10 protein-coding genes are annotated in these 15,580 nt (G+C 67.0%); 2 read left to right on the top strand and 8 right to left on the bottom strand.

Features of this window, described 5'->3' with window-relative positions; genetic code table 11:
- Positions 1 to 166: 166 nt before the first annotated feature.
- Together pgsA and RIE32_11315 are read left to right on the top strand one after the other, a co-directional pair.
- Positions 167 to 820 (top strand): CDP-diacylglycerol--glycerol-3-phosphate 3-phosphatidyltransferase, encoded by a 654-nt coding sequence (pgsA, locus tag RIE32_11320; GenBank protein MEQ9096841.1) that lies wholly within the window; start codon positions 167 to 169, stop codon positions 818 to 820.
- Positions 817 to 1,323, top strand: a complete 507-nt coding sequence (locus RIE32_11315) for a phosphatidylglycerophosphatase A (GenBank protein ID MEQ9096840.1) — start codon at positions 817 to 819, stop codon at positions 1,321 to 1,323. Before pgsA ends, RIE32_11315 begins: the two co-directional genes overlap by 4 nt.
- Before the next feature lie 77 nt (positions 1,324 to 1,400).
- On the opposite strand, the gene odhB is transcribed toward RIE32_11315, so the two are convergent.
- From odhB to RIE32_11275, 8 genes are all read right to left on the bottom strand, one after another.
- A complete protein-coding gene (gene odhB, locus RIE32_11310; GenBank protein MEQ9096839.1) occupies positions 1,401 to 2,840 on the bottom strand; it encodes a 2-oxoglutarate dehydrogenase complex dihydrolipoyllysine-residue succinyltransferase in 1,440 nt (479 codons plus the stop codon).
- Between the two features lie 43 nt (positions 2,841 to 2,883).
- The gene (locus RIE32_11305; GenBank protein ID MEQ9096838.1) at positions 2,884 to 5,805 is read right to left on the bottom strand and encodes a 2-oxoglutarate dehydrogenase E1 component; all 2,922 of its coding nucleotides are present in this window, start codon (positions 5,803 to 5,805) and stop codon (positions 2,884 to 2,886) included.
- Between the two features lie 249 nt (positions 5,806 to 6,054).
- Complete coding sequence (locus RIE32_11300; GenBank protein ID MEQ9096837.1) at positions 6,055 to 7,461, bottom strand: GC-type dockerin domain-anchored protein; 1,407 nt, start codon at positions 7,459 to 7,461, stop codon at positions 6,055 to 6,057.
- Positions 7,462 to 8,047: 586 nt separating this feature from the next.
- Positions 8,048 to 8,812, bottom strand: a complete 765-nt coding sequence (pstB, locus tag RIE32_11295) for a phosphate ABC transporter ATP-binding protein PstB (protein ID MEQ9096836.1) — start codon at positions 8,810 to 8,812, stop codon at positions 8,048 to 8,050.
- A gap of 188 nt (positions 8,813 to 9,000) precedes the next feature.
- Positions 9,001 to 11,232 carry an ABC transporter permease subunit gene (locus tag RIE32_11290; protein MEQ9096835.1) on the bottom strand — a complete coding sequence of 744 codons (2,232 nt, stop codon included), beginning with the start codon at positions 11,230 to 11,232 and terminating at the stop codon, positions 9,001 to 9,003.
- Positions 11,229 to 13,832, bottom strand: a complete 2,604-nt coding sequence (locus RIE32_11285; protein ID MEQ9096834.1) for an ABC transporter permease subunit — start codon at positions 13,830 to 13,832, stop codon at positions 11,229 to 11,231. Before RIE32_11285 ends, RIE32_11290 begins: the two co-directional genes overlap by 4 nt.
- A 120-nt stretch (positions 13,833 to 13,952) precedes the next feature.
- Positions 13,953 to 14,930: a PstS family phosphate ABC transporter substrate-binding protein gene (locus tag RIE32_11280; GenBank protein MEQ9096833.1), complete on the bottom strand. Its 978-nt coding sequence runs from the start codon at positions 14,928 to 14,930 to the stop codon at positions 13,953 to 13,955.
- 146 nt (positions 14,931 to 15,076) lie between these two features.
- Complete coding sequence (locus RIE32_11275; protein ID MEQ9096832.1) at positions 15,077 to 15,550, bottom strand: hypothetical protein; 474 nt, start codon at positions 15,548 to 15,550, stop codon at positions 15,077 to 15,079.
- Between the last annotated feature and the right edge of the window lie 30 nt (positions 15,551 to 15,580).

Genomic DNA, 15,580 nt, shown 5'->3' with positions numbered 1-15,580 from the left:
ACGTGCCCCGCGGCAATACGCGGAGCGGGCAGCCGGGGGCACGTCCCCGGCCAGCAAAGAAGGACGCACAGTAGATCCACGCCCATCGACCTTCCACCAGAAGGGCCCTGACGCCACCACCTTGCGCACCGTCCGGGGGCCTTCCCCATGGCCCTACCCTCGCTGCGTGTCCGTGCAGCCGTGGAAACGACAGGTCCCCAATGGCTTGACCATCGCCCGCCTGGCGATGGCCGCCGCGTTGGTGGCCCTGATCGCGCTCGCGCCGCCACTGGAAGGCCGAAGTGGTCCCCAACCGGCCATCCTGGCGGCAATGGCGCTGTTTATCGTGGCGGCCATCACCGACGCCCTGGACGGCTACCTGGCGCGTAAGTGGAACGCCATCAGCGTCTTCGGTCGCATCATGGACCCGTTTGCCGACAAGATCCTCGTGCTCGGGGCCGTCGTCATGCTGGTGACCCCGCAGTTCCGCGTGCTCACAGACCAGGCGTCGGCCATGGCCGGGGGCTTCGTGGGCTGGATGGCGGTCGTCATCCTCGGACGCGAGTTGCTGGTCACGTCGATCCGGGGCGTCTTCGAGTCTCGCGGCGTCGACTTCTCCGCATCGGGATGGGGCAAGGCCAAGATGATCGCCCAGAGCGTGGCCATCCCGGTCTGCCTGCTCATCGCCGGTCTCTGGGCGAGCGAACGTCCGCAATGGGCGGCATGGGTCGCCACCCTGGCCGCCTGGGGCACTACCCTCGTCACCGCGGCGTCGGCCGTGCCCTACATCACCCGGGCCCTGCGAGCGAACGGGCCCAGCAGGATACAGGATAACCCGTGATCACGAAACCAGACGGCAACCTGCGATGGGTCACCTTCTTCGGCCTGGGCCACATGCGTCCGTTCCCGGGAACCTGGGGCTCGCTGCCGCCGCTGGTGCTCGCGATGCTGCTGTTGCTGGTGCTTTCCGATGCCGCCTACGCGCCGGTGCTGCGGCTCGCGATGTTGCTCGTTGCCATCGCCTTCACGCTGGCGTGCGTGCTGCTGGGCGACAAGGCCGAGCCCAGGTTTGGTCGCAAGGACCCAAGCCAGGTCGTGGCCGACGAGGTGGCGGGAATGGCGCTGTGCCTGACGCTCATGCCCGTGGTCGACGCTGGCTGGGGCCGCTTCGGCACGCTCATCCTCGCGTTCGTCTTCTTCCGCGCCATGGACGTCGTCAAGCCGTGGCCCGCCTACGCGCTGCAGGCCAAGCCCGGCGGGTGGGGCGTGGTGCTGGATGACCTGGCGGCGGGCGTGCAGGCCGCGATACTGCTGTGGTTCTCGTTCATCGTGGCGAACATCTAGCCTGATCTGATCGCCTTGATCAGCCAAACGAAAAGCCCGGGCTCTCGCCCGGGCTTCATTGATTTCTCAGACGTTCATCAGACGTCCATCAACATCCGCTCGGGGTTCTCGATGCAGTTCTTGATGGTCACCAGGAACTGCACCGCCTCGGCCCCGTCGATGATGCGGTGGTCGTAGCTGACCGCCAGGTACATCATGGGCCGCAGCGCGATGCCGCCGGGGTTCTCGGGATCCTCGACCGCCCGCTTCTTGATGGTGTGCATGCCCAGGATGGCCGACTGGGGCGGGTTGAGGATGGGCGTGCTCATGAGGCTGCCGAACACGCCGCCGTTGGTGATGGTGAAGGTGCCGCCGGTCATCTCGTCAATCGTGAGCTTGCCATCGCGGGCCTTGGTGGCCAGTTCCTTGATGCCGCTCTCGATCTGGGCGAAGGACAGTTGCTCGGCGTTGCGCAGCACCGGCACCACCAGCCCCTTGGGGCTGGCCACCGCGATCGCCACGTCGCAGTAGTCGTGCGTCTGGATGACGGGCTTGCCGTTGTCGTCCTCGGCGATGAAGCCGTTGACCAGCGGGAAGGCCTTGAGCCCCTGCACCACGGCCTTGACGAAGAACGACATGAAGCCCAGCCCCACGCCGTGCTTCTTCTCGAAGTCTTCCTTGTACTGCTTGCGCAGGTCCATGACGGCGGTCATATCGACCTCGTTGAAGGTCGTGAGCATCGCCGCGGTGTGCTGGGCCTCCACCAGACGATTGGCCACGCGCTGCCGCAGCGGCGTCATCTTCTCGCGGTGCACGCCCCGGCTGCTCGTCGCGCCGCCGCCCGATGACCCGTTGCTCGTCGCGCCGTTGCTGCGAGGCGCCGACTGGATGTACGCAAGCACGTCCTGCTCGCGGATGCGCCCGCCCGCCCCGGTGCCGGTGATCGAGCCGAGGTCGACCCCGTGCTCGCCGGCGACCTTCTCGGCCAGCGGCGTGGCATGCCCGGGCTGGGCGCGATCGACGCGCGGATGCGGCACGCGATCGGTCTCGGCGGCCTTGGCCTGCGTCGCGGTGGGTGCGCCGCCCGACTTGCCCGAACCGTTGGACGCCTCCCGCTTCTCGCCCTTGCCGCTGCTTGCCTTTGTCTCGGCCTCTGCTTCGGACTTGGCTTCGGACTTGGCTTCGGACTTCGACGACCCCTTGGAGGCCTGCGTCGATTCGGACGCTTGCTTTGAATCGGACGACTGCTCCGCCTGAGCTTGCGTTGCCTCGGACTGGTCCGAACCGCCGCCGGGCTTCTCGGCCGACTCGTCGATCTCGCCAACCGACGAACCAACCTCGACCTCGTCGCCCTCGGCCGCACCGTGCTTGACGACGCCGGCCGCGGGCGCGGGCACTTCCATGGTGATCTTGTCGGTCTCGAGTTCGAGCACCGTCTGGTCACGCTCCACGTATTCGCCGTCGGCCACGCTCCACGCGGCGATGACGCCGCTGGTGATGGACTCACCGACCTCTGGAATCACGATCTTGGTTGCCATCGATGGCGCTCCTGCGACCCGGCTGGGTCGATCCGTAGAGAGGCTAGGCCGACGCGCGGACCAGCTTGGGGCCCTGCTTGTTGGCCTGGCCCTCGTCGTCCTTGTCCAGCGGGCCGATTGCCTCGGCGATCAGTTGCTCCTGCTCGGCCTTGTGGCGCCGCTTGCTGCCCGTTGCGGGGCTGGCGCTGGCCTTGCGACCGATGTACCGCACGTCGCCATCGGGCAGCAGATCGCCCAGGTTCTGGCGCAGCTTGTCGGCGATGAAGTGGTACGCGCCCATGTTCCGAGGCTCTTCCTGGACCCAGGTGACACGCTCGGCCTTGGCGTACCGGCCCAGCACGCTGCGGAGCAGGTCGTTGTGCAGCGGATACAACTGCTCGACGCGGACGATCGCCACGTCCTCGCGACCGATGGCCTCGCGCCGCTCGGCGAGCTCCCAGTAGATCTTGCCGCTGCACAACAACACCTCGCGCACCGCGGCGGGATCGGGCTTCCTGGCCTTCTTGCCGTTGTCCTTGGCGTTGTCGCTGGCCGCATCACCGGCAAACCGTGGATCGTCCAGGATCTCCATGAACCGGCCGCGGGTGAGCTCGTCGATCTTGCTGGTCGGCGTCCGGATCAGGCTCTTGGGCGTCATCACGACCAGTGGCTTGCGGAACGGCCGGCGCACCTGCCGACGCAGCATGTGGAACGTCTGGGCCGCCGTGGTGGGATAGCACACCTCGATGTTGTCGTCGGCGCAGGCCTTGAGGAAGCGCTCCAGGCGTGCCGAGGAGTGCTCGGGGCCCTGGCCCTCGTAGCCATGGGGCAGCAGCAGCACCAGCCCGCTCCAGCGATCCCACTTGAGCTCGGCGCTGGTCAGGAACTGATCGATGATGACCTGGGCACCGTTGACGAAGTCGCCGAACTGGGCCTCCCACACCACCAGCATGTTGGGGTCGCTCAGGGCGTAGCCATACTCGAAGCCCATCACGCTGAACTCGCTCAGCGGGCTGTCGTACACGCAGAACTTCGCCTGCGCCAGCCGGCCGTCGGGTCCGGGCTGCAGGGGCTCCAGGCCCGTGCCCGGCTCGCCGACGGCGCGGATGTGGTTCAGCGGCATGTAGCTCTGGGCCGTCTCGCTGTCGACCAGCACGGCGTGGCGGTGGCTGAACGTGCCGCGGCGGCTGTCCTGCCCGCTCAGGCGGACCGGCACGCCCTCCAGCAGCAGCGTGCCATACGCCAGGCTCTCGGCGTCGGCGTAGCTGATGTCGCCGCTCTCGGGCAGGTTCTTGCGCTCGGACAGCAGCTTCTTGAGCTTGCGGTGGACGCTGAAGTCCTCGGGCACGGTGCCCAGCGCGTCGCAGACTTCCTTCAGCGTGTCCATCGCGACGGCCGTGGACTTCTCCTCGAAGCTGTACTTGTGGGTCATGCCCACCCACCGGGCGCTGCCGGGGTCGATCGTCGGGTCGTAGGGCGACTGCCTGGCCGCCTCCTGGGCCTGCTCGAGCGCCGCGTCGAGCTGCTGGCGGATCTGCTCCATGTCCTTGTCGGTGATCACCCCGTCGTCCAGCAGACGTTGGGCGTAGGCGCTCAGCACGCTCTTCTTCTTCTTGATCAGGCCGTACAGCACCGGCTGGGTGAAGCTGGCCTCGTCCTGCTCGTTGTGGCCGAAGCGCCGGTAGCACTGCATGTCGATGAAGATGTCCTTCTTGAACGTCTGGCGGTACTCGACGGCCAGCAGGGCCGCCATCACGCAGGCGTCCGGATCCTCACCGTTCACGTGCAGCACGGGCGCGCCGACGATCTTGCCCACGTCGGTGCAGTAGCGGCTCGAGCGGCCATCGCGAGGTGAAGTCGTAAAGCCGATCAGGTTGTTCACCACGACGTGGATCGTGCCGCCCGTGGCGTAGCCCTCCAGCTGCGAGAAGTTCAGCGTCTCGGCCACCACGCCCTGGCCGATCACCGCCGCGTCGCCGTGGATCACCACGGGCGCCACGCGCACGCGGTCCTTGTCCCCGCGGTGGCGCTGCTTGGCCCGCGTGCGGCCCTGCACCACCGGGCCCACGGCCTCGAGGTGGCTGGGGTTGCTGCTGAGCGCCACGTGCAGGGCGCGACCGTTGGGGAAGCGTCGCTCGCTCGAGTAGCCGCGGTGGTACTTCACGTCGCCGCCGCCCTGGGTGTAGTCCTCTTCCCAGGTGTCCTCGAACTCGGTGAAGATCTGCTCGTAGCTCTTGCCCAGCACGTTGTTGAGCACGTTCAGCCGGCCGCGGTGGGCCATGCCGATGACCACCTCCTCAACCGCGTGCTCGCTGTAGTGCTCCAGCACGCCGTTGACCAGCGGGATCAGCGTCTCGCTTCCCTCCAGGCTGAAGCGCTTGTCGCCGGGATAGCGCCGGCCCAGGAACTTCTCGAACATCTCGCTCTGCAGCAGCTGCCGCAGGATGTGCACGCGCCGGCCGGCGTCGAAGGCGATCGACCCGCCGTGCCGCTCGCACCGCTCGATGAGCCAGGCACGCTCGGCCCGGCTGGGCACGTGCATGATCTCGGCGCCGATCGACGAGCAATAGGTCTTCTCGAGCCGCTCGATGGCCTCGCCCAGCGTCAGCGGGCCCTCCATCCCCAGCCGGTCGGCGTTGATCTGTTTGCCGAGATCGGACTCGCTCAGCCCGTGCTCGGCCAGGTCCAGGCACGCCACCGGTTCGTTCGGCCGGCCGAAGGGGTCCAGCTTCGCGGCCAGGTGGCCCATGTCTCGATAAGCAAAGACGAGGTCGTCGACCTTGGCGTGGAAGTCGCTGTCGCCGCCGGCCCCGGCGCCGCTGGTGGGCGCGCCGCTGCCGCCGCCGAGCTCGAAGCCCTGGAAGAAGGCCCGCACGTCGGGGGCGACCGACTCGGGGTTCTCGAGGTAGCTCGCGTAGGCCTGATCGAGGAACTTCGCGTTCCAGCCGTTCACCGAGGCGGGGACGGCACGGGGTCCATCGGACATAGGGTGTACCCTCAAAGTCCAAGCTCTTCCGGGGCCCCCACCCCGCGCCAAACACCGCGAGGCCGAGCCCCGGCTCCAATCGTTCAAGTCTATCCAATCGGCCCAACCGGATTCGTTCTTTGGACCTTCTGGCCGACATCGACCAGGTTCCAACCGGAAGGCGAACGCGGGTATTCGGGGGGCGAAGGCACGAAGGTACAAAGGCACGAAGGGCCGGATGTCTGACCCTTCGTGCCTCCGTGCCTCTCTTCAGCACCCCGCCTGGAACGCGTCCTGGAACGCCAGGAAGTCGAAGATCGTCAGCTCCCCGTCGCCGTCGAAGTCGGCCAGCGCGTCGCCGTCCTGGAAGAGGTTGAGGTAGGTCAGGAAGTCGAAGTTTGTGAGGGCGCCGTCGGCATCGAGGTCAGCCGGGCAGTCGGTGCAGGCAAGGTCGAAGAAGTAGGCGGCGCCGATAAGCGAGCCGGAGGCGTCGATCTCCTCGGGCGCGCCGGCGAGGACCCTGCCGTCATGCATGACAACCGGCTCGCCGAAGTCCCGTGCGTACACGGGCGGGGCGGCTACGAGGTCCCCCACCTCCTGCCAGCCAACGCCCGGCCGCCGCTCGAAGCGAACGACGCGGCCCTGGACCGTACCGGTCCGAGTGGCGGTTTCAGTCGCAAGCAGCGTGTCGCCCTTAACGCTCACAGAGATGCCAAACACCGAAGGCTCGATCGGGTCGTCGTGGGTCATCTCCTGCTCGAGAACCCATTGCGTGCCGTCGAATAGATAGGTTTGGACGACGCCTTGGTACAGAACGTCTCGGTGCGTGTACATGGCCCCGATGGCGAGCGTCTGGCCGTCGTAGTCGATGCCGTGGCCAAAGCCGCCAGTACCGGCCGACTCGATCTTCTGGATGAACTCAAGCGTATTGTCGGGTCGCTTGCGGTAGGCGTACACCGAACCGGCGCCGTCGCTCACCGTGCCATCGAGAAACGTCGCGATAAAGAACCACTCGTCAAACGCCATCCCGGTGCAGCCGAAGCACTCTCGTTGCCCATGCGGGTCGGGCGGCGAAAGCGTTTCCTGCTGGATCCACTGGCCATCCACGAGCTCGTAGCGATAGACGCTCCGGGGACGTCGTGAGGCAACCAAGGCGACGTCGCCAGACAGGTACACGTCTCTGCCGAAGGCTTCGCTTACCTCGGCCGGTGGTCGCAGTCTGCCGGTCTCGACCCACAGGCCACCTTGGAGTTCATATATGTACGAGATGCCCTGCCGAACGCCCGTGCCCGGCCACTCGGCACCCATACTGCCCACGATGAGGCGGTCACCATCGACGTCCATGCCAACGCCGAAATTGTCGTAGAGCCGCACGTCGGGGGGCACGATTGTCTGCACATGTTCGAGCGATCCATCGATCTCTTGGTACACAAACACGGCACCGGTGCCGCATTCAAGCGGTGGGCCGCTGCACACCGTGCCCGCGCTGCGGTCTGCAACGAACCAGTAGTCGCCGTTCGTGACAATCTCGCTGCCAAACGAGAAGGGGGTGACGGTCGTGGGTGCGACCAGCCGCTGCGGCTCGCATGGCTCGGGGACCTGGGCGTGGGCGGCCGTCCAACCTCCGCACGCGAGTATGGATATGCCAGTGGCACGACGAGCAAATGACCTGTTCATAGGAGGTTGTACCGTTTACGGACCCCGTGTGTTGCGGATCTCCGTGGGCACCCTCTCGCATCGTCCGAGAGCCACGGTCACCCGACCACGATCCAATCAATCACCAACCAACCCCCGCTCCAAACAAAGCCGAGACTTTTTTTCTGGTCAATGTTCGAGTTAGCCCCCCTGGCGCCCGCGCCAGAGACCCCAAGGTCCGGATCCATGGGCGCGGATTGCCAGGACTCGCGCGAGTATTGGCAATCCGCGCGCGAGGGCTGGCGGTTCTCGCGCGAGTTCCGCCAGCCCTCGCGCGAGTTCTCCCGGCCCTCGCGCGAGTATTGCCGGCCCGCGCGCGAGTGCCGGGAGTCCGCGCGATGGGGGAGCCAGCCCTCGCGCGAGCCCCGGCAGGCCGCACGCGGGGGCTGCCAGCCCCGTCGCGCGCCCCGGCTCCCCGGGGGCCCGGGCTCGCGATCCGAAAGGGGGGACCGACGATCCGTACGAGCGTCTCTGGCCGAGACACTCGCCCAAGCCGTCCGCGGCGCAGGGCGCGGCCCGGAAGGGCCCGGCCGTCAGGCCGTCAAGCGAGTCCGCGAGCGCCTCAAGATCAGCCGAACCGGCCGGTGACGTACTCCTCGGTCTCGGTCAATATCGGCCGGCGGAAGATGCCGCTGGTGGGGCCGTACTCGACCAGGCGGCCCAGGTACATGAACGCCGTGTAGTCGCTCACGCGCATGGCCTGCTGCATGTTGTGCGTCACGATGAGCACCGTGTAGCGCTCGGCGATCTCCTGGATCAGCTCCTCGATGCGCAGCGTGGCGATGGGGTCCAAAGCACTACACGGCTCGTCGAGCAGCAGGACTTCCGGGTCGGCCACCACGGCGCGGGCGATGCACAGGCGCTGCTGCTGGCCGCCCGACATGCCCAAGGCGCTTTGCTTGAGGCGGTCCTTGGCCTCGTCCCAGATGGCCGCCGAGCGGAGGGCGCGTTCGCAGGCCTCGTCGAGCACCGCCTTGCGGTTCTCGCCGTCGATGCGCAGGGGGTAGACCACGTTCTCGTAGATGGACATGGGGAAGGGGTTGGGCTTCTGGAAGACCATGCCCAGGCGCTTGCGCAGGCCGATGACGTCCACGTGGGGCGCGTAGATGGGCGAGCCGCTGAGGGTCATGTTGCCCTCGACGCGAACCCCGGCGATCAGGTCGTTCATGCGGTTGATGGAGCGCAGCAGCGTGCTCTTGCCGCAGCCCGAGGGGCCGATGAGGGCCGTGACCTTGCCCTTGGGGATGGCCATCGAGACGTCGAAGAGGGCGCGCGTCTGGCCGTAATAGAGGTTGAAGGCGTCGATGTCGATGACGCCCTCGAGGTCCTCCATCTCCGGGTGCAGCGCGGGGTCGACCGAGTCGCCCCGCCGGATCGCTTCGATCACGCGGTAGGCGCCCGAGGCGGCGGGTTGGTTCTGGTCTTGATCAGCCATGGAGGGCATGCCCTGGCTCCTGGCCGGGGCCTTCTGCGTGGATTCGGCGGCGGGCGTGGATATCGAGGCGTTAGCGTAGGGCATGGTTACACCGTGGATCCGCTCAGGCGAGCCCGCAGGCGGGCCCGGATGATGATGGCGACGAGGTTCAGGCTGACGACGATGGTGAGCAGCAGCAGCGTGGTGGTCCACACCAGGGGCCGGGCGGCCTGGGAGTCGGGGCTCTGGAAGCCCAGGTCGTAGATGTGGAAGCCCAGGTGCATGAAGCTGCGGTCCAGGTGCAGGAACGGGGCGTTGGTGCTGATGGGCAGGTCCTCGTTGAGCTTGACCGCGCCCACGAGCATGAGCGGCGCCACCTCGCCCGCCCCGCGCGCCATGGCCAGGATGGCCCCGGTCAGGATGCCGGGCATTGCCCCGGGCAGCACGATGCGGCGCATGGTCTGCCACTTGCTGGCGCCGCACCCGTAGCTGCCCTCGCGCATCGAGTTGGGCACCGAGGCGATGGCCTCTTCGGTCGAGACGATGACCACCGGCAGGGTCAGCAGCGCGAGCGTCAGGGCCGCCCACAGCATGCCGCGGGCGCCAAAGGTCGGCGATCCGTCGGCGGCTCGCGCCTCGAAGAAGCCCGTGAAGTAGGGCGTGCGGACGACCAGAACGGCCGCCGAGATGAAGACCGACAGCCACAGGATCCGCGAGGTCCACTTCAACGCCTTGTTGCGCGGCGATTCTTCCTTGCCCGGGATGGGCTTTGACCACACCGCCGCGGCGTAGGCCGCGACCAGCGCGACGACGGTGCCGCCCAGCACCACCCACCACCACGGCGCGGGCAGGCGCAGCGAGGGATCGCTGCCCACGTCGACGTACTTGCCCACGGTATAGCAGAAGAAGCCCAGGCCGAACACGCCGTACACGATGCTCGGCACGCCGGCGAGGTTGTTCACCGCGATGCGGATGGTGCTGGTAACCACGCCCTGCGGTGCGTACTCCCGCAGGTACAGCGCCGCGATGACGCCCAGCGGCGTGACGGTGATGGTCAGCAGCAGCGTGAGCATGACGGTGCCCACGATGACCGGGAACACGCCCCCCTCGGTGTTGGCCTCGCGCGGCGGGTGGGCCAGGAACTCCCACCAGCGCGACAGGAACACGCCGAACTTGTCGCCCAGGTCCATGTCGTTGGTGTTCACCACGCGCACGATCTGCGAAAGGCGCATCGGGTTGTCCGGCTCGATCTGGCGGGCGGGCGCGAACCGGCCCGAGAGCGGGTCGACCACTTCCAGGCGCAGCCGCTCGTCCTGGGCTTCGAGTTCACCGATGCGCGCCAGCACCTGGTCGTAGCGGGCCTGGAGATCGGCTTCTCGCTCGGCGGCCGCCGCCCGGATCTCCCCCAGGCGCTCGTCGGAGATCGCCCGGTTCTGCCAGGGCGCATGCAGCCACGAGGCCAGCAGCAGCGACAGCCCGAGCACCACCGCCGACATCCGCACGAGCCGCACGGGCTTGCTCGGTCCGCCCAGTCGCGGCGCGTCATCGCTACTGCGATCCCTGGCCACCCACCAGGCAAACACGAGGGCCCCCACGCCCAGGGCCGACACCCCGGCAAACAAGGCAATGCCCCACGACTGGCCGGGGCGAACTTCGCGAGCCGCGGCGATCTCGGCTTCGCGCACGTTCAGGCGGAGCGCCTCGATTCGCTTGTTGATGCCCCCAAGACCGTGCTTCTTCAGTTCTTCGATCTCGTGGTAGCGGGCCCGCGCCTGGTCGTGATTCTCCTCGATGAAGGCCCTGACGGCCTCGGGCCCTTCGGCCACCACCTCGGGCTGGCCGTCTTCGTTGACCATGATGGCCTTTTCGGGCACGCCCAGCCACACGCTCCACGCCTCGCGCTCCAGCATGATGGCGTGCGGCGGCCGCTCGGTGGCGGCGATGTTGCTCTCTGGCACCCAGCGGAAGGGCTCGCTGCCGATGTCCCGGTTGCCGGTTCGGTACAGCGTCGAGGGCGGATCGCCCTGGGTATCGGTGGGCACGCCGAGGAAGACGCTGCCGTCGCTCAGCGTGACGCGCTCGATCGGCCGCGGCCAGAACGTGGTCAGGCCCTGCGTGACGATCATCGCCACGAGCCCGACGATCATGACCAGCGAGACCACCAGGGCGGCGCCGGTGAGCCAGATCATCGGCTCGCCCAGCGCGCTGGGGGGCGTGGCGCGCCGGCCCATGGGCGCGGGCTTGTTCGTGGGAACCGCCCCACCGCCGGGCATGGGCCGGGCGGGGACGCCGCCGAAGTCCTGCGGCTGGCCCGTCGTATCAGTGCGCTGGTCGCTCATAGCCCGGCGGTCCTTGCACGCACGATCTGGCGGACGACCTCGGCCGCCGTGTTGATGGCAAACGTCATCAGGAACAGCACGAGCCCGCAGAGGAACAGCACGCGATAGTGCGTGCCGCCCATCGGGGCTTCGGGCAACTCAACGGCAATGTTGGCCGACAGCGTTCGGAAGCCGCCGAAGATGTTCCAACTCATCTCGGGCGTGTTGCCGGTGGCCATGAGCACGATCATGGTCTCGCCCGCCGCCCGGCCGAAGCCGATCATGCAGGCCGAGAAGATGCCCGACCCTGCCACGGGAATGACGATGCGCAGGGCCGTCTGCCAGGGGGTAGCGCCCGCGCCGAGCGACGCGGTGCGCAGCGAATCTGGAACCGCCCTGAGCGAGTCTTCCGAGATCGTGTAGATGATCGGAATGACGGCAAAGCCCATGATCATCGAGACGACCAGCGTGTTCCTGGGCGAGAAGGGCCCGAAGATGCTGTTTCGCGGATCGAAGCCCAGGGCCTGGAGCACCAACGCGAAGGCGTACGCGAGCAGCAGCGTCAGCCCCAGCATGACGAAGAACCGCGCGAGCATCACGCCCGCGATGGAAAGGTCGGTCTTGTGCGCCAGGGCGCGGTCGAGCCGCCGACCGACGAACATGGACTGGATCACCGCCAGCACCACCGCCACCGGCCCGATCAGGACGACGAACCAGCCGGGCCAGGCCTGCCCATACTCGCTGGACAGCCACCGGCGGATGTCGACGGGCACGCCCGGAGCGGCGCCTTCGGACGGCGCGAACAGCAGCCGTTCGGCGGGAGGGCCGATCGCCAGCGCCACAAGGACGCCGATGACGCACGTTGCCAACACGAGCACCATGTGCTGCCACGGGTTGGCCCGCTTGCGCCAATGCGAGGGCAGCATCTGCCAGAGATGGGCCATCAGCAGCACCGCGACGGGCAGGGTCAGGAAGCCAACCAGCACGCTGGGCAGCACGTCGCGGACATAGGGCGCCACGACGATCGCCGCGATGAAGCCAAGCACCACCGAAGGCAGCGATGCCATCATCTCGACGCCCGGCTTGACGACCTTGCGAACGTTCGGGCTGAGGAACTCGCTCGTATAGACGGCGGCCAGGACGCCCATCGGAACCGCGAACAACATCGCGAAGATCGTGGCCTTGAGCGAACCGAAGATCAGCGGCACGATGCTCAGCTTGATCTCGGCCGCATCGTCGCCCGAAGAAGATTGATACACGTACTCAGGCTCGAACTGGCCCTCGTAGTGCACCTTGCCGAACAGCGCCTTGAACGAAAACTCGGGGTAGCCGGGCTCGAGGGCCCGCATGACGCCAAGCCCAGACGCATCGAGCACGAAGACGCCGTCGTTCTTCGGCGCCAGGCGGGCGTGGATGGGTTCGTCCAAACCGGTGTCGAAGTCGGCGACGACCTTCTCGCTCGTCACGTGACGCACCCGGACGTTGCCGCTCTGGCCGAGAATGACGATCGACCGATCTCGCTGGCTGGGCGAAATGTCCACGATTGGCGAGTCCGAACCGGCAAACTCGTGGGCCTTGACCAGTTGTTGCACGCCGGCCACGCCATCGACTTCGCCGGTGGCGACGTGCCACGCGTAGACCGTGCCCTCGTCATCACCCAGCAGCAGCGTCCGGCCACCGAGGATCATGGTCACCGCCGTCACGGCCGCGCCCTCGTTGACCGCGTCGATAGTCTCGGCGAGTTCGAAGGCGTCATCCGTACGGGTGAATCGTCGGACTCGGCCGTCTTCGCCCACGGCGAGCACGTGATCGCTGTCCGAAGTCACGAACAGCCACCGCTCCAGCGAATCGGGATCGATCTCGAACGACGTCGAACTGAGTCGGGTTCGCGGTGGTCCGCCGCCCAGGGGGCGGATGGTCCTGACGGTGTTCACCAGCACGGTGCCGTCTTCGCGGGTGGCCAGGAGCACGGTACGGCCCGTGGGATCGACGTTGTAGTCGATCCGCTCGACGCCGCCTTCGCCCTCGCTCAGTTCGACGGGCTCGCCCAGTTCGATCTCGATCTGCGATCGCCGCGCTCGTTCGGGCGTCACCATTTCGTACAGCCCGCCGTCGGCGGCCCAGAACGTCTGGTCGGGGCTGGGCGGCTGGGTGACGAGGATCTGCTCGTCGAACGAGATGCTGCCAAGTCGCACCGTGCCATCGGCGTATCCCGCCGCAACGAGTTCGCCGTTTCGCACGACCGAGATCGCTGAAGGCGCCGCGTCGGGAGACAGTGGAATGGCTTTGGCCAAGGGCTCTCCCGAGGCCAGTGCAAAGGGCTGGATGCCACCTTCCTTCGACACGAACGCCGCGCCACGGCCGTACGGATCGAGGACGGGCAACCCGGCCTTCATGGGCGTCTGGCTGCTCAACCGCTCGCCGACCTCGCCACGCGAGAACAGCGGAACGACGACGTAGGCGAGATAGACGCAGATGCCCAGCACGGCAACGAGCACGAGGGCGCCGCCGGTCTGGATGACGTAGGTCGACAGTTGATCCATGAGGACCACGCGTCGGCGGACCGGGCGATTGCCAACGTGCTTGCCGGGCTTGGAAGTTGGGCGTTGCTTCGCTGCCATGGAGTGCTCGACGAATTGGCCGTTGGGACGACGCCTCTTGGGAAACGAAAGACGCCACACAAGCCCGCGAAGGCTTGGGGCGGCAGGATCAGAGTTCAAGCCATTGGGCTCAAGATCTGATTAGAACTTGGGATCGAGCTTGCAGGCCTTGAGGTCCTCGCGGGCCACGCCGGCCGACACGGGGAAGTAGCCATCCTTCAGGACGACTTCCTGGCCCTGCTTGCTGAAGATCAGCTTGATGAACTCGGCGCGAATCGGGTCGTCGATGCCCTTCACCGGGTCGGCGTTCACGTACAGGTACAGGAAGCGGGCCAGCGGGTACTCGCCCGAGTTGGCATACTCGGCCGAAGGCGGGAAGGACTGGCCGCCGTCGAGCGACACCTGGAGCATCTTCACGCCAGCAGTGGCGTAGCCCACGCCCGAATAGCCCATGGCGTAGCGATCGGTGGCGATGCCCTGCACCACGGCCGACGAGCCGGGCTGCTCCTTGACGGTGTTCTTGTAGTCGTTGCCCTGCAGGGCCACGGTCTTGAAGTAGCCATAGGTGCCCGATGCCGAGTTGCGGCCGTACAGGCTGATCGGGCGGTTGGCCCAGGCCCGATCGCTGACGCCCAGGTCACCCCAGGTCATGTTGTCGCCGGCCACCGAGAACACGTCGGTGAGCTGCTGGATCGAGATCTCGTCGAGGGGGCAGTCCTTGTGGACGAAGACGGCCAGGGCGTCGATGCCCGTGCGGAGCGCCGTGGGCTTGTAGCCAAAACGCTTCTCAAACTCGTCGATTTCCGAGGACTTCATCGGGCGGCTCATCGGGCCGAACTGGGCCTGACCCTGCATGAGAGCGGGCGGCGCGGTGGACGAGCCCTTGCCCTCGACCTCGATCTGGACGGCCGGATAGAACGCCTTGAACTCCTCGCCCCAGAGGGTCATGAGGTTGTTCATGGTGTCCGAGCCAATGCTCTTGATGTTGCCCGACACGCCGCTCGTGGGGCGGTAGGTGGGCAGCTTGCTGTCGATCTCGGGGCCGGCGGCCATGAGCGCCGAGGCGCCGACCACGGTGGCGGCCAGACCAACAGTCCAATTGCGAATCGTCGTTGCCATGCCGGAATCTCCTTCGCCCTCGGCTTCTGGGGCGGCTTGTGTATTCGCAGCAATGGAAGCGCGGCCCGCGATTCGGGGAATTTGGGCACCCCAAAGAAGGCGTTAAGATTGCGCTAAGCGACCGGTCAGGGCCATCCGCTGCCCCACTAGAACATCGGGCCCAGGCGGACCTGCGTCGAGCCGAATGCTTTTTGTTCGGGTGCGGCCGTGGGCGTGAATTCGAAGTCCATCCGAGCTGCCATCCGGTCCCGCACGTCCTCATAGCCCCGCGGCCCGAACATGATCTGAAGGGCATAGCCCGGCCCGATGAATGCCGTTGACTCGGACTTGGCCATGATCGCTGGCGTGAACTCGCCCTCGCAGAAGAGTTCGCCTTCTGGTCCGAACAGCTTGAACGCCAGCGTGCCGTCGCGGTGGAATGGCTGATCGGCTCCTTCGTCCGTCCGATCGTTGTTGATCAGGTACGCCTCGATCAGCACACCATCAATGTAACTGTTCAGGTCCTGATCGAATTCACCACGCTTCATGACGATGATCCGACGCGGCATCACGTCGTCGGGCGGGGGCGGAAACTTCTTGATCAGCGGATCGCCACCGGCACATCCGGACGCGACCGGCATGCTGAGCATCAAAACGGACATCGCGCAACA

This window comes from Phycisphaerales bacterium, from assembly GCA_040221175.1.
GTDB lineage: Bacteria > Planctomycetota > Phycisphaerae > Phycisphaerales > UBA1924 > JAHCJI01.
The sequence above is the reverse complement of the archived record's forward strand: the minus strand, read 5'-3'. Positions and strand labels throughout refer to the sequence as shown.